The sequence below is a fragment of the Nonomuraea longicatena genome (assembly GCF_039525605.1).
GTDB classification, from domain to species: domain Bacteria; phylum Actinomycetota; class Actinomycetes; order Streptosporangiales; family Streptosporangiaceae; genus Nonomuraea; species Nonomuraea longicatena.
Window position 1 is genome coordinate 81861 of the sequence record NZ_BAAAHQ010000023.1, and the last position, 26551, is coordinate 108411.

Annotated in this window: 22 protein-coding genes and 1 pseudogene; 11 read left to right on the forward strand and 12 right to left on the reverse strand. The window is 72.3% G+C overall.

Annotated elements, in window-relative coordinates; genetic code table 11:
- The first annotated feature begins 32 nt into the window (after positions 1–32).
- Complete coding sequence (locus ABD120_RS21550) at positions 33–320, forward strand: ArsR/SmtB family transcription factor (protein WP_343951763.1); 288 nt, start codon at positions 33–35, stop codon at positions 318–320.
- Positions 317–703, forward strand: a complete 387-nt coding sequence (locus ABD120_RS21555; protein ID WP_343951764.1) for a VOC family protein — start codon at positions 317–319, stop codon at positions 701–703. The genes ABD120_RS21550 and ABD120_RS21555 overlap by 4 nt, the downstream gene beginning before the upstream one ends.
- Before the next feature lie 88 nt (positions 704–791).
- On the opposite strand, the gene ABD120_RS21560 is transcribed toward ABD120_RS21555, so the two are convergent.
- The 3 genes from ABD120_RS21560 to ABD120_RS21570 all read right to left on the reverse strand — a co-directional run bounded on the left by ABD120_RS21560 (position 792) and on the right by ABD120_RS21570 (position 6087).
- Positions 792–1214: a hypothetical protein gene (locus ABD120_RS21560; protein WP_343951765.1), complete on the reverse strand. Its 423-nt coding sequence runs from the start codon at positions 1212–1214 to the stop codon at positions 792–794.
- Between the two features lie 139 nt (positions 1215–1353).
- Complete coding sequence (locus tag ABD120_RS21565; RefSeq protein ID WP_343951766.1) at positions 1354–5037, reverse strand: nSTAND1 domain-containing NTPase; 3684 nt, start codon at positions 5035–5037, stop codon at positions 1354–1356.
- A 192-nt stretch (positions 5038–5229) separates the two neighbouring features.
- Positions 5230–6087 (reverse strand): SDR family oxidoreductase, encoded by an 858-nt coding sequence (locus ABD120_RS21570; RefSeq protein WP_343951767.1) that lies wholly within the window; start codon positions 6085–6087, stop codon positions 5230–5232.
- A 71-nt stretch (positions 6088–6158) separates the two neighbouring features.
- Between ABD120_RS21570 and ABD120_RS21575 the strand changes: the two genes are divergently transcribed.
- Positions 6159–7085, forward strand: a complete 927-nt coding sequence (locus ABD120_RS21575; RefSeq protein WP_343951768.1) for an AraC family transcriptional regulator — start codon at positions 6159–6161, stop codon at positions 7083–7085.
- Positions 7086–7090: 5 nt separating this feature from the next.
- Here ABD120_RS21575 and ABD120_RS21580 read toward each other — a convergent pair whose 3' ends face one another.
- From ABD120_RS21580 to ABD120_RS21590, 3 genes are read right to left on the reverse strand one after another with little or no spacing between them, the layout of a single operon-like run.
- Positions 7091–8047, reverse strand: a complete 957-nt coding sequence (locus ABD120_RS21580; RefSeq protein WP_343951769.1) for a tyrosine-type recombinase/integrase — start codon at positions 8045–8047, stop codon at positions 7091–7093.
- 23 nt (positions 8048–8070) lie between these two features.
- Positions 8071–9735 (reverse strand): acetolactate synthase large subunit, encoded by a 1665-nt coding sequence (locus tag ABD120_RS21585; RefSeq protein ID WP_343951770.1) that lies wholly within the window; start codon positions 9733–9735, stop codon positions 8071–8073.
- A 45-nt stretch (positions 9736–9780) separates the two neighbouring features.
- Positions 9781–11040: a cysteine desulfurase-like protein gene (locus tag ABD120_RS21590; protein ID WP_343951771.1), complete on the reverse strand. Its 1260-nt coding sequence runs from the start codon at positions 11038–11040 to the stop codon at positions 9781–9783.
- A 47-nt stretch (positions 11041–11087) separates the two neighbouring features.
- Here ABD120_RS21590 and ABD120_RS21595 point away from each other — a divergent pair, with 47 nt between their 5' ends.
- Complete coding sequence (locus ABD120_RS21595) at positions 11088–12200, forward strand: S1 family peptidase (protein ID WP_343951772.1); 1113 nt, start codon at positions 11088–11090, stop codon at positions 12198–12200.
- A gap of 97 nt (positions 12201–12297) precedes the next feature.
- On the opposite strand, the gene ABD120_RS21600 is transcribed toward ABD120_RS21595, so the two are convergent.
- Positions 12298–12699 (reverse strand): GNAT family N-acetyltransferase, encoded by a 402-nt coding sequence (locus tag ABD120_RS21600; RefSeq protein ID WP_343951773.1) that lies wholly within the window; start codon positions 12697–12699, stop codon positions 12298–12300.
- A 68-nt stretch (positions 12700–12767) separates the two neighbouring features.
- On the opposite strand from ABD120_RS21600, the gene ABD120_RS21605 reads away from it, so the two are divergent.
- From ABD120_RS21605 to ABD120_RS21625, 5 genes and pseudogenes are all read left to right on the forward strand, one after another.
- Positions 12768–13829: a winged helix DNA-binding domain-containing protein gene (locus tag ABD120_RS21605; RefSeq protein WP_343951774.1), complete on the forward strand. Its 1062-nt coding sequence runs from the start codon at positions 12768–12770 to the stop codon at positions 13827–13829.
- 251 nt (positions 13830–14080) lie between these two features.
- Positions 14081–15064 (forward strand): annotated as a pseudogene (locus ABD120_RS21610) (RNA polymerase sigma factor); the annotation flags it as partial.
- Between the two features lie 23 nt (positions 15065–15087).
- Entirely contained in the window at positions 15088–15906 is an 819-nt protein-coding gene (locus ABD120_RS21615; protein ID WP_343951775.1) for an alpha/beta hydrolase, read from the forward strand.
- Positions 15907–16021: 115 nt separating this feature from the next.
- Positions 16022–16282, forward strand: a complete 261-nt coding sequence (locus tag ABD120_RS21620; RefSeq protein WP_343951776.1) for a hypothetical protein — start codon at positions 16022–16024, stop codon at positions 16280–16282.
- A gap of 309 nt (positions 16283–16591) precedes the next feature.
- Positions 16592–17335 (forward strand): carbonic anhydrase family protein, encoded by a 744-nt coding sequence (locus tag ABD120_RS21625; protein ID WP_343951777.1) that lies wholly within the window; start codon positions 16592–16594, stop codon positions 17333–17335.
- A 49-nt stretch (positions 17336–17384) separates the two neighbouring features.
- Here ABD120_RS21625 and ABD120_RS21630 read toward each other — a convergent pair whose 3' ends face one another.
- Genes ABD120_RS21630 through ABD120_RS21650 form a run of 5 tightly spaced genes read right to left on the reverse strand, consistent with a single transcriptional unit; the run spans position 17385 to position 24249 of the window.
- On the reverse strand, positions 17385–20063 hold the full coding sequence (locus ABD120_RS21630) for a sugar-binding protein (RefSeq protein ID WP_343951778.1): 2679 nt from the start codon (positions 20061–20063) through the stop codon (positions 17385–17387).
- A gap of 16 nt (positions 20064–20079) precedes the next feature.
- Entirely contained in the window at positions 20080–20880 is an 801-nt protein-coding gene (locus ABD120_RS21635; protein ID WP_343951779.1) for a carbohydrate ABC transporter permease, read from the reverse strand.
- Positions 20877–21758, reverse strand: coding sequence for a carbohydrate ABC transporter permease (locus ABD120_RS21640; protein ID WP_343951780.1), 882 nt, complete (start codon positions 21756–21758; stop codon positions 20877–20879). The genes ABD120_RS21635 and ABD120_RS21640 overlap by 4 nt, the downstream gene beginning before the upstream one ends.
- Positions 21755–23110 carry an extracellular solute-binding protein gene (locus ABD120_RS21645; RefSeq protein ID WP_343951781.1) on the reverse strand — a complete coding sequence of 452 codons (1356 nt, stop codon included), beginning with the start codon at positions 23108–23110 and terminating at the stop codon, positions 21755–21757. The genes ABD120_RS21640 and ABD120_RS21645 overlap by 4 nt, the downstream gene beginning before the upstream one ends.
- Before the next feature lie 5 nt (positions 23111–23115).
- Complete coding sequence (locus ABD120_RS21650; protein WP_343951782.1) at positions 23116–24249, reverse strand: carbohydrate kinase family protein; 1134 nt, start codon at positions 24247–24249, stop codon at positions 23116–23118.
- 122 nt (positions 24250–24371) lie between these two features.
- Here ABD120_RS21650 and ABD120_RS21655 point away from each other — a divergent pair, with 122 nt between their 5' ends.
- Together ABD120_RS21655 and ABD120_RS21660 are read left to right on the forward strand one after the other, a co-directional pair.
- Complete coding sequence (locus ABD120_RS21655; RefSeq protein ID WP_343951783.1) at positions 24372–25130, forward strand: DeoR/GlpR family DNA-binding transcription regulator; 759 nt, start codon at positions 24372–24374, stop codon at positions 25128–25130.
- Positions 25127–26467, forward strand: a complete 1341-nt coding sequence (locus ABD120_RS21660; RefSeq protein ID WP_343951784.1) for a 6-phospho-beta-glucosidase — start codon at positions 25127–25129, stop codon at positions 26465–26467. Before ABD120_RS21655 ends, ABD120_RS21660 begins: the two co-directional genes overlap by 4 nt.
- Positions 26468–26551 lie beyond the last annotated feature (84 nt).

Consider the following 26551-nt stretch of genomic DNA (forward strand, 5'->3'; position numbering starts at 1 on the left):
AGGCAAGTAGCGACTTGCCTATTGTCGCGGGTATGGCCGATGTCTTCAAGGCCCTCGCCGACCCGACCCGGCGCATCATCCTCGACGAACTGACCGAGCGCGACGGCCAGACCCTGTTCGAGATCTGCGTCCGCCTGACGAGCCGGCACGGGCTCTGCCTGACCAGGCAGGCCGTCTCACAGCACCTCGCGGTGCTGGAGGAGGCAGGGCTGATCGCCACGCGCAGGCAGGGCCGGTACAAGTTCCATCATCTCGACACCGCTCCGCTGGCGGCCATCTTCGAGCGATGGCCGCTCACCGGGAAAGGACCGCAACCATGAAGATCTACGTCACCGGCGTGTTCGTGGACGACCAGCAGAAAGCCCTCGACTTCTACACCGGGACGCTCGGCTTCGTCGCCAAGCACGACATCCCGGTGGGCGGGGCCCGATGGCTGACGGTCGTCTCGCCGGAGGACCCCGAGGGTACGGAGCTGCTGCTGGAGCCCGACGGGCACCCGGCGGTCGGGCCGTACAAGAAGGCACTGGTCGCCGACGGCATCCCGGCCACCTCCTTCCAGGTCGCCGACGTGCGCGAGGAGTACGAGCGGCTGCGCGCGCTCGGGGTGACGTTCACACAGGAGCCGCTGGACGCCGGGACGGTCACCATGGCGGTCTTCGACGACACCTGCGGGAACCTGATCCAGATCGTCACCCCGGCCTAGCTGTTCCGACCGCGCCGGGCCGAACGGGCGCGGGCACGGCGAGACCGGCGTGCCACCGGTCGTCCGGACACGGTGGCACGTGGCCTGATCAGGGCGTGGTGGCGCAGGCCGGAGCGTGAACGCCCGAAAGCACGCACGCCACGTCACCCCGCACCAGCGGCGTGGACGGCCGGAACTGCCCTCTCAGGACGTTCCCGGAGACGCCGCTCTGCAGACTGCCGGACGCGCGGGCGCCGTTGACCGTGAAGGACACCGACTGCTGCTGCGGCGCCGGCCTGATCGTGAAGCTGAGCCGGTAGGCGCCCGGCTCGCCGGTGATCTCCGCGCACACCGGCGCCTCGGGGACACAGATCGCGGCCTCCCCAAGGGTCGACCCAGCGGCCGGTACTGGGGCCAACCCAGCAGCCGGCCCAGCGGCCAGAGCCGGGCCGCCCGCCGCCATCAGGAGGCCGGCGGTGGCCGCCGCGAACGCGGCGGCGGCGATGCGGTGCTTGGTCCGTGAGAACTGCATGCTGCACTCCTTGTGCATCGGTGCTTCCGCGTCCCCCAGCGGGACGCGTGATCTGCAGAACGCCGCAGGCGGTGGACCGGATCGCCCGCAGCAGCAGTCTGCGACGGCGCGCCCGGATTTGCAATGCCCGCGGGCGATCTCAGCCGCCGCCGCAGGGCGGCTGGAACGGCTGTCCCGGCAGGTACTGCGCCCAGTCGGCGCGCGAGACGGCCGAGACCGCGCAGATCCGGGCGGTGGCCCGCCGCGTGTCGAGGTCCCAGCGGTACACGACGCGGTCCTGGCCGCCCGCCGCCACGGCCGAGCCGTCGGGCGCGACGGACACGGCGTACACGCGGTCGCGGGGGTCGGTGAACACGGCCAGTTCGCCCGGTTGCGCGGGATCCGACAGGTCCCACAGCCGGACGGTGCGGTCGGCGCTCGCGCTGGCCAGCAACCGGCCGCCGGGGGAGAAGGCCAGGGCGTGAACGGTGTCGGTGTGACCGCGCAGGGTCGCCAGCGGCACCGGGGCCGAGGCGGCCGGCAGGTCCCACAGCCGGACGGTGTGATCGGCGCTCGCGCTGGCCAGCATCCGGCCGTCCGGGCTGAAGGCCAGCGCTTTGACGGTGTCGCCGTGCCGAGCGGTCGGCGACGGCAGCGGCAGGGGCTGGCGCGGGTCCGCGACGTCCCAGAGCAGCAGCTGCCCGTCGGACCCGGCTGCGGCCAGCCTGCCGCCGTCGGGGCTGAATCCGACCGTGCCGAAACGGACCTGGACGGGCCCGGCCGTGGTGGACAGCCTCGTCACCCGCGCCGGGTCCGAGACGTCCCACAGCCGGACGGTGAAGTCCGCGCTCGCGCTGGCCAGCACCCGTCCGCCCGCTGCGAAGGCCACCGCGTTGACCGCGTCGGTGTGACCGGTCAGCGTCGTCAGCGGTACCGGCCCGGGTGGGGTGCCGACCTGCCAAAGGCGGACGGTGCGATCGGCGCTGCCGCTGGCCAGCAACCGGCCGCCGGGGGAGAAGGCGACGCTGTTGACGGCGTCGGTGTGCCCGCTCAGCGTGGCCGTCTCGGCGAGGACGGCGGCGCCGGTGTCCCACAACCTGACCGTCCGGTCGTACCCGGCGCTGGCCAGTAGCCCGGTGCCCGGATGGTAGGCGAGGCCGTACACCGAGTCCCGGTGTGCGGCGAGCGCGGGCAGCGGCAGGTGCCACAGGCGCACCAGCCGGTCGTTGCCCGCCGTGGCGAGGACGCGGCCGTCGGGGCTGAACGCGGCCGAGATGACGAACTCGGTGTGTCCGGTCAGCACTCCGACCCGGCGCGGATGCCGGGGGTCCGACAGGTCCCACAGGTGGACGGTGCGATCGTGGCTGGTGGTGGCCAGGGTGCGGCCGTCCGGGCTGAAGGCAGCCGTCCTGGCGTGGTCGGTGTGGCCTTCCAGGACGCCGAAGGCCGCCTGGGCGGGCTCGTTCACCCGCCACAGGCGTACGGTCCTGTCCGGGCTGGTGCTGGCCAGGACGGTGCCGTCGGGGCTGAGCGACAGGGAGTTGACCACGTCGGTGTGGCCCCTTCGCAGGATCGGCGGGCCGGGGCGTGCCGGGTCCGAGACATCCCACACGCCGATCGTGCGGTCCCAGCCCGCGGTCAGCAACATGCGGTCGCCGTCGGCGAAGAGCACGTCGTCGACCGGGCCGGTGTGCCCGGTGAGCTCCGCCTTCGGCGTCGGCCGCCGGGGGTCGGCGACGTCCCACAGCCGGATCACGCCGTCGCCGCCCGCCGTGGCCGCGAGCCGTCCCGACGAATCGAATGCCACCCCGAGCACCGCCCCGGTGTGCCCGGTCAGCGTGGCCAGCTCGACGGGCCGCCTGCGGTCGCGCACGTCCCACAGCCGGGCGGTGCGGTCGTCGCTGCCGGTGATCAGCAGGTGCTCCCGGGGCGCGAAGGCCACGTCCGACACGTTCCCCGTGTGGCCGGGGAGCGTGGCCAGTTCCCGAGGATGGTAAGGGTCGGTGCCGTCCCACAGCCGCGCCGTGCGGTCCATCCCCGAGGTGGCGATCAGGGTGCCGTCGCGGTTGAACGTCACCGACTCCACTCCGCCGTCGTGACCCGCCAGCCGGGTCGCGTACGGAGCGGCGAACGTGCTCAGCAGCGCGCTCCGGGCCGCGACGGTGGGGGCGATCCGGTACCCGGCCAGGCCGAGCTGGGCCGCCAGCGCCGGGTCGGTCTGGCGGAGCGTGCCGGCGCGGACCGCGAGCTGCTGGGAGACGGCCTCGTTGCGCTGGGCCGAAGCGGAGTCCTGGGCGCGCACGGCGGCCACGACGGCCGCGCCGGCCAGCACGAGCATCACGCTCAGCGCCGTCACCAGCACCCGCAGCTGCCGGGCCGTGCGCCGCAGCGTCGTCGTCTCACGCTCCTCGGCGGAGGCGCTGGCCTTCACGAACTCCTGCTCGGAGGCGGTGAGCGCGCCGCCGGGCACCGGCCCGTTCAGCCATTCGCGCACCGAGGACAGCCGCGCTCCCCGGTACAGCGCCCCGGGGTCGCGCGCCAGCGCCAGCCAGGCGGCGGCGGCCTCGGTCAGCGCCCGGTGCGCGCGCAGCCCGTCCCTGTCGGCGTCCAGCCAGGACCGCAGCCGGGGCCAGGAGCCGATCAGCACCTCGTGCGCCACCTCGACGTGCTCGGTGTCCAGTGTGAGCAGCCTCGCCGCCGCCAGCCGTTCGACGACCTCGGTCGTGCCCGGCCCCATCCCGGCGACCTCCTCGCGCCGGATGCGGCGTTTGGTGTCGCCGGTGCCGTCGCCGAGCGCCGTCAGCCGCAGGAACAGGTCGCGCGCCCGGCTCCTGCCCACCTCGTCGAAGGACGTGTACACCGCCTCGGCGGTCCGCGTCAGCGCCCCGCCGATCCCGCCGGCCGCCTCGAACCCGGCCAGCGTGAGGACGGTGCCCCGACGCCTGACCCATGTCTCCACCAGCGCGTGCGACAACAGCGGCAGCACCCCGGCCCGTCCGGCCGCCTGCGCGATCAGCGTGGTCAGCAGCGCGCCCTCCAGCGTGCACCCGGCGTCCGCCGCAGGACGGGTCACCGCGCGCCGCAGTTCGTCGGCCGTCATCGGGCCCACGGTGACCTGCGCGTCGCGCATCGCCTCGACCAGCCCGGAGTGCCCGCTGCAGTGCGCGTAGAAGTCCGCCCGCACGCCCAGCACCGCCCGTATCTCCCCGGTGCCGGTCACGGCCAGTAATTCGGCGAGGAACTCCGCGCGCTCCGCGGGCGCGCACAGCGTGAAGACCTCCTCGAACTGGTCCACCACCAGCACCTTCGGTTCCTTGTCGAAGGTGCGGCGAAGCTCTTCGAGCGGGTGCGCGCCCGGCGTCAGCAACGCGACCGGGCCCTCGGCGTGCAGCAGCGGGATCACCCCTGCCCGCAGCAGCGACGACTTGCCCGCCCCCGACGCCCCGAACACCGCGACCAGCGGCCGGCTCCGCATCCGTTCGGCGATCTCGGCGGCCAGCCGCTCACGCCCGTGGAAACGCGCCGCGTCCTCCGGCTGGAAGGCCGCGAGCCCCGCGTACGGCGACGCGTCACCGGCCGCGACCCGTCCGGACAGCTCGTGCCAGCGGGCCTCCCACTGCTCGGCGTCGCCTCCGCAGGCCCTGACATAGGCCAGCGTCACCTGCAGGCTGGGCAGGCGCCGCCCGGCCGCCGCCTCGGACAGGGTCGTGGCCGAGAAATGCGCCTTCGAGGCGAGAGCCCGGTACGTCGGGTTGCCCGCGCGCCGCCGCAGCCCGCGCAGCTCGGCCGCGAAATCCACCAGAGGGCCGTCCCCCTCGTCCAAAGGCCGCTCCGTACGAGCCATGACGCTCCCCCTTTCGCTCGGTCACCACCATTTAAGGCACCGGCGATCTGGTGAGGGGAGGTTTCGGCTCTGAGCGTCAGCGAGGGGAGTGCTGCGCCGCCTCCGCGCGTGGAGCTGTGACGGAGGAGGAGGCGGCGCAGCCGCACAAGGGGCCGGCGGAAGAACGGCGCGGTGTTTCCCGCCGGCCCGGCATCATCGGCGGCAGGCGGGTGAGAGGTCCGCCCAGGGTTGTGCCGCGATCCACGAACGCAGCGCGGCGGGCCTGACGCCGGGCAGGTCGTGTGCCGCCGCGTACAGGGTCCGGTCCACGGCCGCCCACTCGTAGGCGCTGACCACCGCCGACGCGGCTCCGATGCCGAGTGCCCCCGCAAGCTCGGCCTCGAAGTCCATCGGATCCAGTGGCTCGTACCGTGCCCCGAACGCGGCGGCGAGCTCGTCCCCCGTCACGGCCGAGGGGCCGCCGACGCGCGCGCTGCCGTGCAGCGGCACGTCCTCGCGCACCAGCGCGGCGTGCGCCGCCGCGCCCAGGTCGTCGTGCGACATCCACGCCACCGGCAGGTCGGCGGGCAGCGGACAGCGCAGCACCCCCTCCTCCGCCAGCGGCCCCGACACGGCGGGCGCGGCCAGGTCGTCCAGGTAGAGGGTCGGGCACAGCGCGAGCACCGGCAGCCCGGCGTCGCGCAGCGTCCTGATCGCCCGCCGCCGCGTCTCGAACACCGCGAGGCCGCTCTCGCGGGCGGGCAGCCGGGTACCCACGTTGAAGACCAGCCGGTCCACCCCCGCCGCGAGCGCGGCCTCGCGGATCGTGGCCACGTAGTGGGACACGACGGTGGAGTAGTAGACGGGCGGCAGCGACACGAACGCCCGCCGCGCCCCGGCGAAGGCCGCCCGCACGGCGGCGGCGTCGCTGAGGTCGCCGTGGACGGGCTCCACCCCGGGCGGCATCGTGGCGCTCCTCGCGAACCCCCGGACGCGCCTGCCCTCGGCGACCAGCCGCCGGGCGACCGCAGCCCCCTGCGCCCCCGTCGCGCCGATGACAAGATAGGTCATGATGTGAAGCATGGCGCCGATGGCCGGTACGCTTCTATAAAGCAATATCCGATCTTGTTTAAGGTTCGTCCGTGGACGGTGATCTGCTCGGCGCGCTGCTGACGCCACTCCGCCTCCAAGGGGTCTTCCACAGCCGCTGGCAGGCCCGCGCCCCCTGGGCCGTGGCCGGCGAGCCCGAGGAGTGCGCGCTGCTCCACTACGTCCAGCACGGCACGTGCGCGATCGAACTGCCCGGCATGGACCCCGTCCTCCTGCGGGAGGGCGAACTCGCCGTCTTCCCCCACGGCACCGCCCACACGCTCGGCGACCGGCACGGCCGGCCAGGGGTGCCGCTGTCGTCGGTCCTGCCCGAGCGCAGGCCGGGCGAGATGACGACGATCGAGGTCGGCGGCGACGGCCCGCAGACCGTCGTGCTGTGCGGCGGCCTCCACTACGACCGGGCGGCGGCCTCGCCGCTCTACCAGGCGCTGCCGCCGATGCTGGTCCTCGACCGGGCGGCCCTGCGGGCGCATCCGCTGCTGCACGACACGCTCCGCAACCTCGCCGCCGAGTGGGGGAGCCCGGAGCCGGGCGCCTCGCTCGTGGTGCTGCGGGTCTTCGAGCTCGTGTACGTCCTGGCCCTGCAGGCCGCGGTCGGCGAACTCGCCGACACCGAGCCGGTGCTGCAGGCGCTGCGCCACCCGAGGATCGGCGCGGCGTTGCACGCCGTCCAGACCCGCTTCGCCGAACCCTGGACCCTGGAGACACTGGCTGCCGAGGCCGGACTGTCGCGCTCGGTGTTCGCCGCGAACTTCCGTTCGCTCGTCGGCGAGGCGCCCATGCGCCACCTCACCGCCCGCCGCCTGCGCGAGGCCGCCCGGCTGCTCGCCGAGACGACGCTCGCGCACGGCCGCATCAGCGAACGCGTCGGCTACCGCTCGCCGGTCGGCTTCCACCTGGCCTTCCGCCAGTGGTACGGCATGACGCCCGGTGAGTTCCGCCGCCGCTCACGCGCCTGAGCTGCTCACCCGAGCGGCCGCGCGGCGGGCAGTTTGATCCGGTCGACGGCCTCGCGCCTGGTCTTCTCCGGCCGCCGGTCGTAGCGGGCCGTCGTGGCGGGCGAGGAGTGCCCCACCAGCGCCTGCGCGGTCGCGAGGTCCACGCCCGCGTCCAGCAGTTCGCCGATGAAGGTGCGCCGGAAGTCGTGCGCGGTCCGCCGCGCGGCCCCGGCCTCGCCGAGCCGCCGCGTCAGGATGTCGGAGATGCCCTGCCCGCTCAGCGGCCGGGGCCGCAGCCGCCCGGCCTTGCTCAGCGGGCTGAACAGCGGCCCCGCCGCCATGCCGCGCCGGGCCAGCCACCGCTCCAGCAGCCCGATCGCGTCGGTCGTCAGATAGACCAGCCGCTCCTTGTCGCGCTTGCCGCGCACCCGCAGCGATCTCGCGCCCGGATCGTAGTCGGCCAGCTCCAGCCCCGCGACCTCCGCCCTGCGGCAGCCCGTGGAGTACAGGACGGCGATCAGCGCCGCGTCGCGCACTCCGGCGATCGTGTCGTCGCAGGCCGACAGCGCGGCGCCGACGACCTCGGGCGGCACGTGGTGGCCGGTCGGCAGCCGGCTCTGGCGCACCGGCGCGAGGTCGCCGGCGCGCGCCAGGTCCTCCGCGCTGGTCTGCCCGAGCCGCCACGCTTCCTTCAGCACCCGCCGTAGCGCGACCAGGTGCTTGTTGACGTAGGCGGGCGACCAGCCCTGCTCGGTGAGCAGGGTCCTGATCCGGACCGTGTGCTCGTACCTGAGCAGGTGCCACGGCTGGCCCGCGCCCGTCGAGGTCTCCACACCGGTGAGCAGCCGGGCGATCCGGTCGAGGCAGCCCCGCATCGTCCGCCGCGACTCGGGGCTGGTCAGGGAGTCGAGGTAGACGTGGTAGGGGTCCTTGGCCGGCTCGACCGCCTGCTCGGGGTCGAAGCGCGCGAGAGTCTGGCTCACCCGTGAGATCCTACGGCTCCCGCTCAGAACGGTCCGGTCAGCTCGCCCAGCTTGTCGGTCAGCTCCAGGTTGGCCGAGTAGTCGACCGGCACGGCGATCACCGACACCCCGTCGTCGTCCAGCGCCTTGCGCAGCGTCGGCAGCAGCTCGTCGGCCGCCTCGATCCGGTAGCCTCTGGCGCCGAAGCTCTCGGCGTACTTCACGAAGTCCGGGTTGCCGAAGGCGATGTGGGAGCTGCGGCCGAGCTCCAGGTCCATCTTCCACTCGATGAGCCCGTAGGCGTCGTCCACCCACACCAGCACCACCAGCGGGATGCGCTCGCGGACGGCGGTCTCGATCTCCTGGGAGTTCATCAGGAACGCGCCGTCGCCGGTGGCCGCCAGCACCTTCCGCTCGGGGAAGGCCAGCTTGGCCGCGAGGGCGCCGGGCACGGAGAAGCCCATCGACGACAGCCCGTTGGAGACCAGCATGGTGTTCGGCTCGTACGTCGGGTACATGCGGGCCATCCACATCTTCACCGCGCCGGTGTCGGCGAGCACGATGTCCTGCCGCCCCATCGCCTCCCGGATGTCGGCGACCACCCGGCGGGGCGTCAGCGGGAAGCCGTCCTCGTTCGCGGCCTGCGCCAGCTCCTCGCCGATCAGGCGGCGGATCTTCTCGCCGGTGCCGTTGATGGCGAACGTCTTGGGCGCGGCGGCCGCCAGCGCGTCCAGCGAGCGCGAGATGTCGCCCTGGATGCCGACCGCGACGTCGTAGTGGTCGTCCACCTCGGCAGGGAACCGGTGGATGTGGATGATCCGCTTGTCGCCGTTCGGGTTGATCTTGACCGGGTCGAACTCCTGCAACTCGTACCCGACGCTGATCAGCACGTCGGCCTCGTCGAAACCGAAGTTCACGTAGTCGTGGCGCATGAAACCGACCGCGCCGAGCGCGTGCGGGTGGTCGTCGGGGAAGACGCCCTTGCCGTTGAACGTGGTCGCCACCGGCAGGCCCAGCCGCTCGGCGAAGCGCACCAGCGCCTCGGAGGCGCCCGCCCGGCTGGCGCCGTGGCCCGCGAGCACGACCGGCCGCCTGGCCTGGCCGAGCAGTTCGGCGGCCCGCGCCACCTGCGTGGGGGAGGGGTCGTGGGGGCGCACCACGTTCACCTTCAGCGGCTGGAGACCGTCGGGCACCGGCGCCTTCTCCACGTCCTCGGGGATCGCCAGGTACACCGCGCCCGGCCGTTCGGTCTGCGCGGTCTTGAACGCCTTGCGCACCATCTCGGGCAGCGCCTCGGCGGTGGGTACCAGGTCCGCCCACTTGGTGATCGGGCGGAACAGCGACACCAGGTCCACGACCTGGTGCGACTCCTTGTAGATGCGGTCGAGGCCGACCTGGGCGGTGATCGCGACCACGGGGGTGGAGTTGGTCGTCGCGTCGGCGACGCCGAGTTGCAGGTTGATGGCGCCGGGACCGAGCGTGGCGGAGGCGACCCCGGCCTTGCCGGTGAGGCGGCCGTAGATCTCGGCCATGAAGGCGGCGCCCTGCTCGTGGCGGACCAGGATGTAGCGGATGGAGGAGTCGTTGAGCGCGTCCACGAAGTGGATGTTCTCCTCGCCCGGGATGCCGAAGACGTACTCGACGCCTTCGGCCTCCAGGGCCTGGACCAGGAGCTGGGCCGCGGTTCGGGCAGGGCTGCTGTCGTTCATGTCCCCAGTAGCGGGAAAAAGGCCGAGTAAATTCCTGGCCAAGGGTCAGCGCCGGTCCTGCCTCAGCTCGGCCACCCCGTCGAGCAGCCTCTCGACGTCCGAGCGGTCGTTGTAGTGGACCAGCCCGGCGCGCACCGCGCCGCCCGACTCGCGCAGGCCGAGCGCGCCGGTCAGCTCCCACGCGTAGTTGTGGCCGCTCCAGACGTTCACCTTGCGGGCCGCGAGCCGCTCGGCGACCTGGCGCGGGCTCAGCCCGGCCACGGTGAAGTACGCCGTGGCGGTGCGGCGGGCCGGTTTCCCGTACAGGGTGACGTGCGGCAGCCGCTCCAGTCCCGCCAGCAGGCCGGCGAACAGCTCCAGCTCGTGCTCCTGCGCCACCCGCATCGAGGCCAGCAGCCGCTCGCGCCTGCTTCCGCCGCCGGGCACCAGCCCGGCCAGATGGTCGACGGCCGCCGTCACCCCGGCGAGGTCGGCGAAGGCCGAGGTGCCGATCTCGAACCGCTCCGGTACGGTCTCCGGCGCCGGCACCAGCTTGTCCGGATGCAGCGACGCCAGCGCCACCGGGTCGGCCACCACCGCGCCCACGTGCGGACCCGACCACTTGTAGGCGCTCGTCGCGTAGAAGTCGGCGCCCAGCGCGTGCACGTCCACCGGCCCGTGCGCGGTCGCGTGCACGCCGTCCACATAGGTCAGCGCCCCGGCCGCGTGCGCGATCTCGCAGATGGCCGCCACGTCCGGCCTGGTGCCGAGGATGTTGCTGGCCGCGGTGACGGCCACGACCCGCGTGCGCGGCCCCACCAGCTTCGCGTACTGCTCGACCGGCAGCTCGCCCGTCACCGGATCCACCTGCGCCCAGCGCAGCCGCGCCCCGGTCTGCGCCCACGGCCGCACGTTGGCGTCGTGGTCCAGCCGTGACACCACCACCTCGTCGCCGGGACCGGCCAGCACCCGGGCCAGACGGTAGGTGAGCGTGGTCATGTTCGGCCCCAGGATCACCCCCTCGGGCACCCCGCCGACCAGGTCGGCGACCGCGGCCCGGCAGGCCGCGACGATCGCGTCGGCGCGGCGGCTGGCCGGGAAGGCGCCGCCCACGTTGCCGATCCCCTCGCGGTAGGCGCGGGCGACGGCCTCGATCACCGGGGCGGGGGTCTGCGTGCCCGCGGCGCCGTCGAGGTAGGCGTATCCGTCGGAGAGCGCTGGGTAGTCGTTTCGCACAGTTTCGAGGGAGTAGACCATGACTCCTTCATACTCGCCGAGGCGGAGCTGCATAACGCGGCGGTAGATGCACTTTGGGATGTCACGCATCGGGACATCCATGTCTATCTTTACAGCACCCCCCAAAAGGAGTGCACATGTTACGTCAAGGATCCGTCCTCGCAGGTGCCGCCATCCTGGCGCTGTGCGTAGCGGCCCCGTTCGGCCCCGCGTTCGCGGCCGAACCGCCCTCCAGCGCGGCGGACCCCGCGATGATCGACGCGATGGAACGCGACCTCGGCCTCACCGAGCAGCAGGCGAGAACCCGCCTGGCCAACGAGCAGCGCGCCGCCGCCACCGAATCGGAACTCAGCTCCTCCCTCGGCGAGTCGTACGCGGGCTCGTGGCTCAACGCCGACGCCTCCCGGCTGCTCGTGGCGACCACGGACAAGGCCGAGACCGCCGCCATCGAGGCGCGCGGCGCCCAGCCCGTCGTCGTCGGCCGCTCGCTCACCCAGCTCACCGGCGTCAAGGACCAGCTCGACGCGGCCGGCGCCAAGTCCGGCGCAGCCGCCTGGTTCATCGACGTGACCGCCAACACCGTCGCCGTCGTGGCCCCCACCCAGGCGGCCGGTGAGGCTCTGGCCGACGCCGCGGGCGTCGACAGGAACGCGGTCGCCGTGAGAGTGTCCGGCGAGTCGCCCAAGCCGTACATCGACATCATCGGCGGATCCGCGTACTACATCGGCTCCAGCCGCTGCAGCGTCGGCTTCTCCGTCACCCGGGGCGCCACCCCGGGCTTCGTGACCGCGGGACACTGCGGCCGCGTCGGCTCCACCACCACGAACCCGAGCGGCAGCTTCCAGGGCTCCTCCTTCCCCGGCAACGACTACGGGTGGGTCGCCGCGCCCGGCAACACCGTCCGGCCGTGGGTGCGCGGCTCCGGCGGCGCCACGGTGATCGTCAGGGGCTCCACGCAGGCGTCCGTCGGCGCCTCGATCTGCCGCTCCGGCTCCACCACCGGCTGGCGCTGCGGCACCATCCAGCAGCACAACGCCACCGTCCGCTACCCGCAGGGCACCGTGACCGGCCTGACCCGCACCAGCGCGTGCGCGCAGCCCGGTGACTCCGGCGGCTCGTTCATCTCGGGCAACCAGGCCCAGGGCGTCACGTCCGGCGGCTCGGGCAACTGCTCGGTCGGCGGTACCACCTACCACCAGCCGGTCAACGAGATCCTCTCCGCCTACGGGCTGAGCCTGACAGTCGGCTGATTCCCGGTCGGCCGACCGTCTCCGGCCCCGAGTGGCTCCCCCGCCCACTCGGGGCCGTTCCCGTGGGCCGGGACAGACGTGGGACGGGAGCGCGTCCTCACCGTCGGAGGGCGATGAGCCCCGCGTCCGTCGGCTCGAAGCCGCACGCGTCGAAGTAGAACGCCCGCAGGTGGTCGTCGAAGTCGACGTGCAGCCACTCGCACCCGGCTGCCCGCGCCCCTTCGACGGCCCGCGCGACGAGCCCGGTCCCGACCCCCGAGCGGCGTGTCGCCAGGCTGACCAGTGTGTCCAGGACGAAGGCGTGGACACCGCCGTCCCAGGCGACGTTGACGAAGCCGACGAGGTCGCCGTCGCGCCGCGCGGTGACCCAGCCGAGGCTGTGGCGGTGGACCTGCGCCGCCCAGTCGATGTCGAGCACCGGGTGCTCGAAGCCCTCGGCGTGCAGCGCGTTGACGGCCGCGTTGTCGAAGTCGCCCCGCCATGCGTAAACGATCGTCATTCGGGCGAGCCTAGGGGATCGGGAATCGCGGAACGAATCCTGCCGCATCGCCGCCTACCGTGGCGGTCATGCCACTGAGCCAGGCGACACTCAACCGGACCACCCTCCAGCGGCAACTGCTGCTGGAGCGGGCGGACCTCACCGCCCTGGAGGCGATCGAACGGCTCGTCGCCGTGCAGGGACAGGAGGCCAACCCGCCGTACGTCGGACTGTGGTCGCGGCTGAACGGCTTCGCCCACGACGACCTGACCTCCCTCCTGTACGGCAGGCAGGTGGTCAGGGGGACGCTGCTGCGCGCCACCCAGCACCTCAGCTCCGCCGCCGACTACCGATGGCTGAGGTCGCTCGCGCAGGCGCCGATGAGCCGTACCCGGAAGGGCGCCTTCGGCAAGGCGACGCGGGACGTGGACCTGGGTGAACTGACCGCGCTGACCCGGCGGCACCTGACCGGCCGCACCCTCACCCGGCCTCGGCTGCGCGACCTGCTGGCCGAACGCTGGCCCGGGGTGGAGCCCCTCGCGCTGGCCGCGTCCGCGCAGTTCCTGGTCCCGATCGTGCACACCCCGCCCAACGGCACCTGGAACCAGGGCGGCGCGACGCCGTTCACGCTGGCGGAGGAGTGGCTGGGGCACCCGCTGGAGGCGGACCCGCCACTGGATCGGCTCGTGACCCGCTACCTGGCCGCCTTCGGCCCGGCGAGCGTCATGGACATACAGGCGTGGTCGGGCCTGACCCGTCTCAAGGCCGTCGCCGAGCGCATGGACCTGCGCACCTACCTGGACGAGTCGGGCAGAGTCCTCTACGACCTGCCCGGCGCGCCGCTCGTCGCCGCCGACACCCCGGCGCCGGTGCGCTTCCTGCCGTGGTTCGACAACCTCATCGTGGCCTACGCCGACCGCAGGCGCATGCTCACCGACGAGCGGCGCAGGCAGGTGTGCGTCGGAGCCGCCGTGTACCCGACGTTCCTGGTGGACGGGGCGGTCGCCGGAATGTGGGACATCGCGGACGGCACCCTCGTCATGCGGCCCTTCGCGCCGCTGCCGGACGGCACGCGCGCGGAGCTGGAGGAGGAGGGGGCGCGGCTGCTGGCCTTCTGCGGCTTCCCGGCCGCGCGGGTGCGCTGGCCCTGAGTCCTCGCACGGCCCGGCCGGCCACCCGCCACCCGCCGCACTCCGGCCGGGGGCCTCCAGGGAGACGCTCCTGACGGGGTCGCGCCACCCGCCGCCACGCCGCACCGGGCCGGAATCCGGGGCCCCCACGGGGAAGTTTCCCGGACGGACCGGTGTTCTCCCAGGTGAGCTGGGCCGGGCCGGGTCTCGCGAATTCTGTGGCGGTAGGGTTCGCGCCTCGTTGGGTAGCGTGGAATGGAGACCTCCAGCCGAAGCCGGCCGACCGAAGCGAGGAGAGTGTCTTGTCCGACGTAGCAGAGCTTCCCGTACTCGACGACAGCGCACCGGGCACCGGCGACTCAGTGAAGGCGTATCTGAAGGAGATCGGCCGGGTCCCCCTCCTCACGGCGGAGCAGGAGATCGAACTGGCCAAGCGCATCGAGGCGGGGCTGTTCGCCCGAGAGCGGCTCGACACCGAGCCGGCCATGGCCGCCGAACTCCGTGCCGAACTGGAGTGGATCGTCCACGACGGCACCCGCGCCAAGGAGCGCATGCTGGAGGCCAACCTGCGCCTGGTCGTCTCCATCGCCAAGCGTTACACCGGGCGCGGCATGCTGTTCCTCGACCTCATCCAGGAGGGCAACCTCGGCCTGATCCGTACGATCGAGAAGTTCGACTATCGGCTGGGCTTCAAGTTCTCGACGTACGCGACATGGTGGATCAAGCAGGCCATCACCCGCGCGATGGCCGACCAGGCGCGCACGATCCGCATCCCGGTGCACATGGTCGAGCTGATCAACAAGGTGGCCCGGGTCGAACGGCAGCTCCAGATCGAGCTGGGCCGCGAGCCGACGCCGGAGGAGATCGCCCCGCAGGTCGAGCTGACCCCGGAGCGGGTCGTCGAGGTGCAGGCATACAGCCGCGAGCCGATCTCGCTGAGCACCCCGCTCGGCGAGGAGGGCGACAGCGAGTTCGGCGACCTCATCGAGGACACCGAGGCCGTCTCGCCCGCCGACGCCGTCTCCTTCACGCTCATGCAGCAGCAGTTGCGCGACCTGCTCGGCGAGTTGTCCGAGCGCGAGGCCGGGGTCATCACCATGCGCTACGGCCTGGCCGACGGCAGGCCGATGACGCTGGACGAGATCGGCAAGGTGTACGGCGTGACCCGCGAGCGCATCCGCCAGATCGAGTCGAAGACGATGTCGAAGCTCCGTCACCCGTCGCGTTCCCTGGCGCTGCGCGACTACCTCAGCTGACCCGCGGCCTCCACACTTACCCCATGCACGTCCCCTACTCCCCGCAGGAGCGCGACCACGTCCGCGCCTACCTCGCCGGGCTCGCCGCGCTGCCGATGAACCTGCCCGCCGACGCCCGCGTCCTCGGTTCGTGGATCAGTGCGCCCGGCTCCGGTCCCGGAGCCGTTCTGTACGTCCACGGCGGCGCCTTCGTCATGGCACAGCCGGAGATCGAGGCCGTGATGGCCTACCGGCTGTCGCAGACCCTGCGCCGTCCCGTGCGGCACGTCGACTACCGGCTCGCCCCCGCCCACCCGTTCCCGGCGGCCATGGACGACGTGGTCGCCGCCTACCGCGCCGTGCTGGCCCAGGGTGTCCGGCCGGAGGACGTGCTCGTGTTCGGCGAGTCCGCCGGCGGCGCCATCGCGCTGTCGGCGCTGCTGGAACTGAAGCGCGCCGGCGCCGCCATGCCGCGCGGGGCCGCGCTGTTCGCGCCGGTCACCGACCTGACGTTGAGCGGCGGGTCCCTGCGCGGCGGAGCGGGCCTGGACATCCTGCCGCCGGACCTGCTCGCCGTCTCGGTCGCCGCCTACCTCGACGGCGCCGAACCCGATCGGGCGCCGCAGTCGCCGCTGCACGGCGACCTCGCCGGTTTGCCGCCGCTGCTGGTGGCCGTGGGCGGCGACGAGATCCTGCTGGACGACGCGCTGCGGCTGACACGGGCCGCCCGGGAGGCGGGCGTGGACGTGCGGCTGGAGGTGCACGAAGGGCTGCCGCACGCCTTCCACGCCGTCGCCCTCACCGAACCGGACCAGCCCGTCATGCGCGGGCTCGGCGAATGGGCGGCCGACCTCAGAGTGTGACGGAAGATCACGCCCAGCCCAGGAGCCGCCCCGATGGCCCGCACCACCCCGCCGCGCCCGATCGACGTGGAGAAGGTCTTCCCGGAGGTCGCGGCCGCACCCGCTGGTGCCGGTCGTGCAACTGTTCGCCGCCGACGTGACCGAGCCGCCCTTCCCCGGCGGCACGGACGTCATGCGGCTGCTGTGGTGCCCCTTCGACCACCTGCCGTACTACGCCCCCCGCCCGGAGCTGTACCGGCACGACAGTGCCACCCTCGCCCCTGTCCCGGACGGGCCGCCGAGGCCGGAAGGGGCGCGGGAGGCGAGTGCGGGGGGAAAGCCGGGTTCCGGGAGAGGGCGGGTGCCGGGAGAGGGCGAGTGTCGTGGCGGTGAGTGAGGGAGAGTACGCGCCGGGTGGCGATCGCGGGTTGAAAATCTTCGAGCGCGGGCGGCCGTAGCCGAGCCGTACCCCCGTTTCCGGAAGAATCTAGATCATTTTTGATTCGGCCCGCACCCCCTCTGGCGTGCGAATTCGGCCGACCGAAGCCTAGGGTCACGGTTTTGCCGGAAAACGCAAGCCTCGAATGATCACGAATCCCGACTTATCGTGAGAACGCCCCACCGGCAGATTCGTCTCGGCGGTGACGGCTCCAGCGCGCGCGTGCCACCACCGAGTCCGGGATGATCCGCGAACGAAAGGTAGTACATGCTCTCTCGCTTAACCAAGTTACTGATCGCCGTCGCGACGACGGCAGCACTCGTCGCAGCACCCGCGCAGGCCCAGCAGGCGTGTACCGGAGCCCCCGGCCACGTCCAGAGCCCGGTGGAGATCGACCGCTCGCAGAACTGCGGCCCCGCCACCCCGGCGCTCACCATCAACTACGGCTACGCCGACGGGAAGATGGAGTTCCGCGACAAGGCCCCCTTGGGCGTCGTCGACAGCCACGACGATGTCGCCTTCATCCCCGACAAGCTCAGCGACCCGCACGTCATGTACGGCAGCACGAAGTACGTGCTCGAAGAAGTGCACTACCACTTCGACGCCGAGCACAAGTTCCAGGGCCAGGCAGTGGCCCCCTCAGAGGCCCACTTCGTCAACAAGACCCCCGCCGGGGACACCGTGGTGCTCGGCGTCCTCATCGACGGCGTGAGCTTTCCGGCCTCCGACGCGCACGACCACGCCTTCAACGGCGTGCCGACCAACCACGGCGGGAGCTGGAACATCGGCTCCGTGAACCTCGCCGGAATGCTCCCGGCCGGCAAGGCGAGCTTCCGCTACTCCGGCTCGCTCACGTCCTCCCCGTACACGCCGGTCCACTGGATCGTCTTCAACGACCACGCCGAGGCCACCGACACCACCATCGCCCAGGTGAAGGCCCCGTTCGGGGCGGCCGGGAACAGCCGCCAACTCCAGCCCGTCGCGCCGAGGATCTACCCCGGCAACCCCTGACAGACAGGTAGGCGGGCGGCCCTGCTGGAGGATGCCGCCCGCCCGCCGATCAACGCACTCGCGCCTGTGAGGCGTGCGTCCCGCCCGAGGCGGCCTGCCAACCGGCCAGCACGACCGGCCGCGCCGAGGCCGCCCGGGTCAGCGGGACGGTGACCGTAGTGGTGCCCGCCCCGGCGACGTCGACGACCCGGCTGCCCGCCGTGCCGTCGGCGTCGCGGACGAACAGGTGGGCCTTGCCCGCCCCGCCCGCCCGCAACGTGACCTTCACACCGCCCTGCTCGGTCTTGGCCGAGACGATCCGGGCCCGGTCCTTCGCGGCGGGGCCGCCGGCCAGCGGCAGGCCGAGCCGTACGGACTGCTCCAGCGACTGCGGAGAGTCCAGGCTGGACAGCGCCACATCCGGGATCACCGGCGCCGACGGCTCACGGGCCGGCGGCTCGTACCCGGTGAGCTCGGCCGCACCCCAGCGGTACGGGTCGCCCTGCACCCCGCCCCACGTGGACCAGCCGATCCGGGTCTGACCGGTCTTGTCCTGGGTGTCGGAGTCGTAGACCAGCACGTTCACCCCCAGCTTGCGGGGATCGACCTTGTCGGGCAGCGCGGCGAACGGGATGGCCAGTTCGACCGTGTACTCCCCGGTGCCGACCTTCGAGGCCGCCTTCAGCCCCGGCGTCTGCTGACCCTGGCCGCTGTCGGCGTCACGCAGCACGCACGCCGGGCCCTCCGCCGTCACCGGCAGCACCGCGGCCTTGAACGTCGTCGAGGTGTTCTCCGAGGTGCCGCGCGGGTCGAGCGTGACCTCCACCGCGTCGGTCCGCCAGTGCCGCTTGCAGTCGGAGGCGGCCAGACGGGTGCCGAGCACGTCGTCCTTCACCTTGGCCAGCACGTACAGGTCGGTGCCGTGCCAGGCGAGCTTGGCCGTGCCCGAGCAGTCGGCCGCCGACGTGCAGGCGCTGCCCTCCCAGAGCCGGGAGATGTCCAGCGCGGCGCCGGAGTACTCGCCGTCGCCCTCGGCGCCGTCCACGACCGGGGCCGAGGACGCCTGCGGGATCGTGGTGGCGGGTACGAGTTCGAGCGCGGGCTTGGCCACGCTGGAGCCGTCCGAGCCGGTCGCGGTGATCGTGTACAGGTAGTCGCCGCCCTCGTTGGAGGTCTTCAGCGACGGGTCGGAGTTGGTGACCGTGAACGGTACCGTCGTCGTCGCCCCCGGCGCCAGCCCGGAGTACGGGGCCTCGGTCCGGTCGGCGGTGAAGCCGTCGGGCAACTGGATCCGCACGGTACCCGACTGGGCGCTGTCACCGGAGTTGGAGACGGCCACGCCGACCGTGCGGGTGCCGCCGGACGGCAGCGTGAGCACCGGCGGCACCAGCCCGCGCAACTGCGGCATGGGCTCGGCCCACTTCTCGTACTGCGCGACCTGCGGCAGGAGCTGCTGCGTCGCCCGTACGGCCGGGCCCACCTCGACCTGCCGGTCGGTGTAGCCCGTGCCCCGCTCGGTGGTGAGCTCGGCCCCTACCCGGGCCCGCCCCTCCTTCGAGGGCGTGACCGTGAAGCTCGCGCTCGCGTCTCGGCCCGGCTTCAGCCGTCCGAGGTCGCCGGAGCCGCTGACCTGCCAGCCCTCCGGCACCCGCAGCGCCACGGAGGAGCGGCCGAGCTCCCCGGTGCCGCTCGCGGTGACCTTCACCGTGAACGGCTTGCCCGGCCGTACCGCGAACGAACTGGGCGACAGCTCCAGCCGGGTGCCGAGCGGGACGGTCCCCGCCGCCCTGGTGAGGGCGCCGTCGAGGATCGCGGTCGGCGCCGCGGCGGCCGCCGAGCCGGGTGCCGGGAACGGCACCCGCGAGTCCACCTGCGCGAAGAAGTCGCAGCCGAGCTGCGCCGGATCCGTGGGCACGTCGGGGAAGCCCGCCCAGCCCTGCGAGGCGTACACGCGCTGGGCGTCGCGCTCGATGGCGGCCCAGGTGCGCTTCTGGGAGGTGGAGGTCTTCCCGCTCCAGACGCCGAAGACGTTCTGCGTCGGGTCGTTCGGCCGGAACGTCGACGAACACGACGGGCCGTTCTGCGAGTTGCCGCGCGGCCGGCCGAGCAGCAGCTTGGCGGGTGCGAACGGGCGCAGTCCCTCCTTGCGGATCTGGTCAGGGAAGACCGACGGGTCGCCGGCGGCGTAGAACGCCTCGGCGGTCAGCCTGGCGGCCTGCTGGTGGTTGCCGTGGTTGCCCGGCGTGGGGGCCGGGTCCATCGTCATGAGGATCTCCGGGCGGGTCTGCCTGACCAGCCGGACGACCTTCTCCAGCGTGTCGCCGCCCCACACCTGGTCGGTGAGCGGGGCACTGACCGTGTAGTAGAAGTCGACGTCGTCGAGGTTGAACACCTCGCGCACCCCGGCCTTGCCGACCGCGGCGCGTTCCTCCTGCTCGCGCAGCAGGCCGAGCGCCGGGCCCTCCTCGGGGCCGACCGCGTTGCCGCCGCCCTCGCCCCTGGTGACGGTGACGACGCCGGTGCGCACGCCGTGGTCCTCGTTCCACTGCCCGAGCGTGGACAGGCTGAAGGCCTCGTCGTCGGGATGCGCGCCGACGAACAGCGCGTCCAGGTCGGCGGGCGACGACGCGGCCCGCTCGGCGGCAGCGGCCGACGGCGAAGCAGTGGGATCGGGCGCTAACGGCGGCGGCGCGGCGGCCGCCTGGGCGGGTGAGAGATGGAGTAGTGCGGCCATGAGGAGCGCGCGCATGGGACCTCCGTGAGGATTACTCGCGAACCGCTCCGTGGAGCAGACCGCGGATGAAGTGACGCTGGAGGAACAGGTAGAAGATCACGACCGGGGTCGCGACGATGACGGCGCCGGCGGCGAGCAGGGTGAAGCCGGCGGTGTGCTGGCCCTGGAAGAAGGCCAGGCCGAGGGGGGCGGTGCGCAGCGACTCCTTGGTGACCATGATCAGCGGGATGAGGAACTCGTTCCACGTCCACATGAACACCAGCACGGTCAGCGTGACGATGGCGGGCCGCGCCGGCGGCACCAGCACCTGCCACAGGATGCGCCAGGTGGAGGCGCCGTCGATGCGGGCGGCCTCGACGATCGCCCGGTTGCTCGCCCGGAAGTAGGCGCGCATCCAGAACGTGCCGAACGCCACGGAGAGCGCGAGCTGCGGCATCGCGATCGACCAGAACGTGTCGGTCAGGCCGAGAGAGCGCAGGTCGAAGTAGAGGGGTACGGCGATGGCCTCGCTCGGCATCATGATCCCGAGCAGGAACAGGTAGAACAGCGCGGACGAGCCGCGAAAGCGCATGGTGCCGAAGGCGTACCCGCTCATGACCGACAGCACCACGCTGCCGACCACCACGAACACCGACACCAGGACGCTCGTGCGCAGGTAGGAGCCGAACCGGCCGATCTCCCACGCCTGCGCGAAGTTGGCGAGCCCGGCCGTGTCGCCGCTGTCGGAGGGGCCGAGCGCCGCCCCCAGGATCGTCACGATCGGAAACAGCGCGAAGGCCGCGAACACCAGCAGGATCGCGTAGTTGGCCATGCGTTCGGCGTTGGAGATCACGAGCTGCCCCTGTCGGCGAAGCGGTTGATCGCGAACGAGATGGTGAAGATGACCACGGTGATGGTCACCCCGATCGCCGCCGCCGAGCCCACCTGGCCCTCCTCGAAGGCCCGTGAGTACACCTCGTAGGCGGGCACGCTCGTGGAGTCGCCCGGGCCGCCGCGCGTGGTCATGTACACGAGGTCGAAGGTGCGCAGCGCGGCGATGACGGTCAGCGTGAGCGCGACCGCGATCTCGCCGCGCACGGCGGGGAGCGTGACCGCGAAGAACTCGCGGACCGCACCCGCGCCGTCGAGCCGGGCCGCCTCGTACAACTCGCCCGGGATCCGGCTCATGCCCGCCAGCAGCAGCACGGTCACCAGGCCCGTCTCGAACCAGGTGCCGATCACGCCGACGGCGGGCAGCGCGAAGGCGTAGTCGCCCAGCCAGCCCCTGGTCAGCCCGTCGAGGCCGATCGCGCTCAGCACGTCGTTGAGCGTGCCGTCGGGAGCGTAGACACGCCGCCAGGCCACGGCCACCACGACCATGGCGACCACCTGCGGCAGGAAGACGACCGTCCGGAAGAAACCGAGCCCGCGCACCTTGGAGTGGTTGAGGATCGCGGCCAGCAGCAGCCCGATGCCGAGCGGCAGCACGCAGAAGAAGCCGATCAGCACCAAAGCGTGCCAGAAGGCGGCGCGCAGCCCCTCGTCCGCCACGATCTCCACATAGTTGTCCAGCCCCGCCCACGTGCCCAGCGACAGCCCGTCCCAGTCGTAGAGCGACAACTGCACCGCCCGGCCGATGGGGTAGAGCAGGAAGAGCGCGTACACCAGGAAGGCGGGCAGGATGAACAGGTAGGCGGCGCGGCGCGGCTCTCCCGGCGGTCTGCCGGTCATCCGTTGCTGTCCACGAACGACTTGTAGTCCTTCTCCAGCGCGTCCAGGAACTCCTGCGGCGACTTCTTGTCCGCCAGCAGGTCCTGCAGCGCGGCGCCGAGCGTGTCACCGAAGGTCGGGGTGGCGTAGTCGAGGTAGGGCACCAGGCCGTTCTCCTGGCTGGCCGTGCCGAACGCCGTGAACATGTCCTTCACCGGCCCCTCCGCCACCTGCTGGGACTGCGTGTCGGAGACCGGCATCAGCCCGTTCTCGGCCAGCACCTTCATCGCCTCGGCGTTGGTGATGAAGTCGATGTAGGCGGCGGCCGCGTCGGGGTTGGCGCTCTTGGAGGTGACGGAGAACGGCAGCCCGGTGCCGCCCGTGGCCACCGGCGGCGAGCCGGGCGGCAGCATGAAGCCCAGCTTGGCGCCCATCGTCTTGGCGAGGTCGGCGATGAGCCAGCTCCCGCCGATGAGGAAGACGCCCTCACCCTTGCCGAACGCCTGCCACGACGGGTCGTAGCCCTGGCCGTTGAAGCCCTTGTTGAAGTAGCCCTTGCCCACCCAGTCGGCGAGCTGCTGCGCCGTCTTGGTGTTCTCCGGCGTGTTCCAGGTGGCGCCCTTGCGGCCGAAGCCGAGGGCGCGGATCTGGTCGGCCGGCACATGCTGGCCCTGTACGGTCCCCAGCACGTGCACCCCGGGCCACTTGTCCAGGTTGCCGAGCTGGATCGGCACTTCGCCGCCCGACTTGGCCTTGGCGAGCGCGGCCTCGAAGTCGGCCCACGTCTTCGGCGGCTGGAGGCCGAGCTTGGTGAGCTTGTCCTTGTTGTACAGGATGCCGACGACCTCGCCGACCTGGGGGAGACCGTACAGGCTGCCCTGGCCGAAGTCCTTGCCGTCGGGGCTGTAGCTCACGTACTGCAGCACCGACTGGGGGAAGCGCTCGCTCCAGCCGTACGCCTTGGCGTAGGGGTCGAGCGGGCGCAGCTGCCCCGCCTTGACGAAGGCGCCCATCTGCGGGCGGCCGTTGTTGGCCTGGACGACGTCGGGCGGCTCGTTGCCCGACAGCGCCAGCCGCAGCGTGGTGTTGAGGTCGTCGAACGAGCGCGAGACCCGGTTGATGGTGATGTTGGGGTACTTGGCCTGGAAGGCGGTGTTGAGCGCCTTCATCTGGGCGGCTTGCCCGCCGCGCACCTCCTGGTCCCAGACCGTGAGGGTGATCTTGCCCATGGCGGCCGGGTCGGTGCGTACCGAGGCGGGGGTCGGCTGGGCGGAGTTCGATGCGGGAGGTGCCGAGGTTCCGGGCGCGCACGCGGCCAGCGTGAGCAGGCCCGCGCTGATCGCGAGGAGTGTCCGGGGGATCGAGGCGGCCATCTGGGTTACTCCTTGTGTGCCGGTTGCTGCAGGTCCGCGTAGCGGGCGATGGTGGCGGCCGCCCGGTGTACGGCGCCCACCGGGACCGTGGGCACCAGCCGGTCGAGGAAGGCGTAACGGCGGGCGAGGGACTCGCCGTAGGCGCCGTTGTGCCCGGCGGCGGCGCGAACCTCGTGCCACCAGTCGGCGATGTCGCCCCAGCCGGGAGCGGCCAGGGATCCGCCGAACTGCTGGACGGCGAGCGCGGCGCACAGCCCGGCGAAGGCCAGGCGGTCGGTCAGCGGCCATCCGCACAGCGTGCCGAGCACGATGCCGGCGCCGAAGACGTCGCCGGCGCCGGTCGGGTCGAGCGCCGCGACCCGTGGAGCGGGTACGAACGCCTCCTCGCCGGTCTTGGCGTCGATGGCCATCGAGCCGTTCACGCCGTCGGTGACGATGGCCAGCGGCACCCGGTCGGCGAGCGCGTAGAGCGCGTCGCGCGGTGTGTCGGTGCCGGTGTAGGCCATCGCCTCGACCGCGTTGGGCATGAAGGCGTGACAGTAGGCGAGCTGGTCCAGCAGGGCGGGTGACCAGTCGCCGGTCGGGTCCCACCCGATGTCGGCGAAGATCAGCGCGCCGTTGCGGCGGGCCAGTTCGGCCCAGTTGTCGTCACCGGTGCCGCCGAGTGGCTCGTCGGGGTCGAGGGTGACGATGACGGCCTCGGAGCGCGGCGGGGAGCCGATCATCTCCGAGGGTTTCACGGGGGCGGCGTGGCCGTGGGTCACCATGCTCCGGTCGCGGTCGACGGCCATGGAGACGGTGACCGGTGAGTGCCACTGCTTGAATCGTTGGGAGCGGGACAGATCGACCGACTCCTGCTCTTCCAACGTCCGCCAGCAGAAGTCGCCGTAGTCGTCGTCGCCGAACGCGGCGGCGAGCGACGTACGCAGGCCCAGTCTGCTGGTGGCGATGGCCAGGTTGGCGATGCCACCTGGACAGGAGCCCATACCTTCGGCCCAGACCTCGGTGCCCGACGCGGGCATCGCGGGCAGGCCGGTGAAGATGATGTCGAGAAAAACGGTGCCCGCTAGGAATACGTCGAACTGCGGGCCTTGCGGACCGCGCAGCGCGGCGAGGGGGTCATAGGCCGGCTCGGACACGGGAGTTCCCTCCTCGGCTGGTCGCACGATGTGCGCAATCTTGCATGTTTGGTCGCTCATATCAAGTCTCTTGTGCGGAAAGTTGCTCGCAATTGGGTGGATATGACTGCTAGCATCATGCCGTGCTTCAGCACCTCAGGCATGAAGAAATCATGCGCAGAGTCCGCCAGTCCGGTGCCACCAGCGTGGCCGACCTCGCCAGGCTGCTCGGCGTGAGCCCCTCCACCATCCGCAGGGACCTCGAGGTGCTCGACCGCGACGGGACCCTGCGCCGCGTGCGCGGCGGCGCCCTCGCGAGTTTCGACGCCGACGACGACCGGCCGTTCTCCGAGGTCGCCGCGGTGGACGAACAGGACAAGGACGCCGTCGCCGCCCGCGCCGCCGAACTCGTGCGCGACGGCGACGTGGTCCTGCTCGACATCGGTACCACCACCGTGTGCCTGGCCCGCAGGCTGCGCGGGCGCGAGGTCACCGTCGTCACCTCCAGCCTGGCCGTCCTGGACGTCCTGCGCTCCGACCCCGTCGTCGAACTGCTGCTCCTCGGCGGCAGGCTGCGCAAGCAGTACCACTCGCTGGTCGGCGTCCTGACGGAGGAGTCGCTCCGCCAGGTCGTGGCCGACCGCGTCTTCCTCGGAGGCAGCGGCGTCCGACCGGACGGACAACTCGTCGACACCACACTCGCGGAGGTCCCCTTGAAACGCGCCATGATCGCCTCGGCCCGGCAGGTGGTCCTGCTGGTCGACCACCACAAGTTCCCCGGCAGCGGCGCACTACGCGTGTGCGGGCCGGAGGACATCGACGTCATCGTGACCAACCGGGGCGCCGACGCCGAGACCCTCGCCAACTGCTCCGCGGCCGGAGCCGAGGTGGTGTTCGCGTGAAGCTGGTCATCCTCGGGGGCGGCGGCTTCCGCGTGCCGCTGGTGTACGGCGCGCTGCTGGGCGACACCGGCAAGCCCCGGGTCGAGGAGGTCGTCCTCCACGACGTCTCGACCGAACGGCTGCGCGCCATCGAGCACGTCCTGGCCAGGCAGGCCGCCCGCCACGGTCGCGACCTGCCGGTCCGCACCACGACCGACCTCGACGACGCGGTGGCCGGAGCCGACTTCGTGTTCTCCGCCATCCGCGTCGGCGGCCTGGACGGACGCACCGCCGACGAGCGCGTCGCGCTGGATCACGGCCTGCTCGGCCAGGAGACCACCGGCCCCGGTGGCATCGCCTACGGCCTGCGCACCGTCCCCGTCGCCATGCACGTGGCCGAACGGGTGGCCGCGCTCGCGCCGGACGCCTGGGTCATCAACTTCACCAACCCCGCCGGAATGATCACCGAGGCGATGAGGGGAGTCCTCGGCGACCGGGTCGTCGGCATCTGCGACTCGCCGATCGGCCTCATCCGGCGCGCCTGCGCCGCCCTCGGCCTCGACCCGGCGCGGGCCACGCCCGGCTACGTCGGTCTCAACCACCTCGGCTGGCTGCGCGGGCTCACCTACGACGGCCGCGACGTGCTGCCCGACCTGCTCGCCGACGACCACGCCCTCCAGCAGGTCGAGGAGGGGCGCATCTTCGGCGCCGACTGGGTGCGCACGCTCGGCGCGCTGCCCAACGAGTACCTGTACTACTACTACTTCAACCGCGAGTCCGTGGCCGCGCTGGGCCGGCAGACCCGGGGCGAGGCCCTGCTCGGCCAGCAGGACCGCTTCTACACCGAGGTGTGCGAGCACCCCTCGCGGGCGCTGGAGGTCTGGGAGCGCACCCGCCGCGAGCGCGACCAGAGCTACATGGCCGACACCCGCGACATCACCGACGCGGGCGAGCGCGACGCCGTCGATCTCGCGGCGGGCGGCTACGAGGGCATCGCGCTGGCGCTGATGGCGGCCATCGCCAGGGGCGAGCCGTCCACGATGATCCTCAACGTGCGCAACGGCGCCGCCGTGCCCGGCCTGCCCGCCGACGCGGTCGTCGAGATCCCCTGCTCGGTGACGGGCGCCGGCATCCGCCCGCTGGCCACCGAGCCGCTGCCCGGCCGCTTCCTCGGTCTGGTCCAGCAGGTCAAGGCCGTCGAGCAGACGACCATCGAGGCCGCGCTGACCCGCTCCCCCCGGCTGGCGGTGGCCGCCTTCGCGCTGCACCCGCTGGTCGACTCGGTGAGTGTGGCCAGGCGGCTGTTCGAGGACTACCGGGCGCGGATCCCGTCGTTCGCGGCCGTCTTCGACGCCTGACCCGAGCCACCCGCCGCGCCGCGCCCGACCTGAGCCCGCCCGACCCGTGTCCGACCTGAGCCCGACCTAAGCCCGACCGTCCCG

Bases quoted from the DNA above. Each gene is read 5' to 3' on its own strand.
- ABD120_RS21590 (WP_343951771.1), bottom strand. From the start codon at position 11,040: ATGCGTGACATCCCAAAGTGCATCTACCGCCGCGTTATGCAGCTCCGC.
- ABD120_RS21595 (WP_343951772.1), top strand. From the start codon at position 11,088: ATGTTACGTCAAGGATCCGTCCTCGCAGGTGCCGCCATCCTGGCGCTG.
- ABD120_RS21550 (WP_343951763.1), top strand. From the start codon at position 33: ATGGCCGATGTCTTCAAGGCCCTCGCCGACCCGACCCGGCGCATCATC.
- ABD120_RS21640 (WP_343951780.1), bottom strand. From the start codon at position 21,758: ATGACCGGCAGACCGCCGGGAGAGCCGCGCCGCGCCGCCTACCTGTTC.
- ABD120_RS21630 (WP_343951778.1), bottom strand. From the start codon at position 20,063: ATGCGCGCGCTCCTCATGGCCGCACTACTCCATCTCTCACCCGCCCAG.
- ABD120_RS21585 (WP_343951770.1), bottom strand. From the start codon at position 9,735: ATGAACGACAGCAGCCCTGCCCGAACCGCGGCCCAGCTCCTGGTCCAG.
- ABD120_RS21600 (WP_343951773.1), bottom strand. From the start codon at position 12,699: ATGACGATCGTTTACGCATGGCGGGGCGACTTCGACAACGCGGCCGTC.
- ABD120_RS21565 (WP_343951766.1), bottom strand. From the start codon at position 5,037: ATGGCTCGTACGGAGCGGCCTTTGGACGAGGGGGACGGCCCTCTGGTG.
- ABD120_RS21570 (WP_343951767.1), bottom strand. From the start codon at position 6,087: ATGACCTATCTTGTCATCGGCGCGACGGGGGCGCAGGGGGCTGCGGTC.
- ABD120_RS21615 (WP_343951775.1), top strand. From the start codon at position 15,088: ATGCACGTCCCCTACTCCCCGCAGGAGCGCGACCACGTCCGCGCCTAC.
- ABD120_RS21625 (WP_343951777.1), top strand. From the start codon at position 16,592: ATGCTCTCTCGCTTAACCAAGTTACTGATCGCCGTCGCGACGACGGCA.
- ABD120_RS21555 (WP_343951764.1), top strand. From the start codon at position 317: ATGAAGATCTACGTCACCGGCGTGTTCGTGGACGACCAGCAGAAAGCC.
- ABD120_RS21605 (WP_343951774.1), top strand. From the start codon at position 12,768: ATGCCACTGAGCCAGGCGACACTCAACCGGACCACCCTCCAGCGGCAA.
- ABD120_RS21560 (WP_343951765.1), bottom strand. From the start codon at position 1,214: ATGCAGTTCTCACGGACCAAGCACCGCATCGCCGCCGCCGCGTTCGCG.
- ABD120_RS21645 (WP_343951781.1), bottom strand. From the start codon at position 23,110: ATGGCCGCCTCGATCCCCCGGACACTCCTCGCGATCAGCGCGGGCCTG.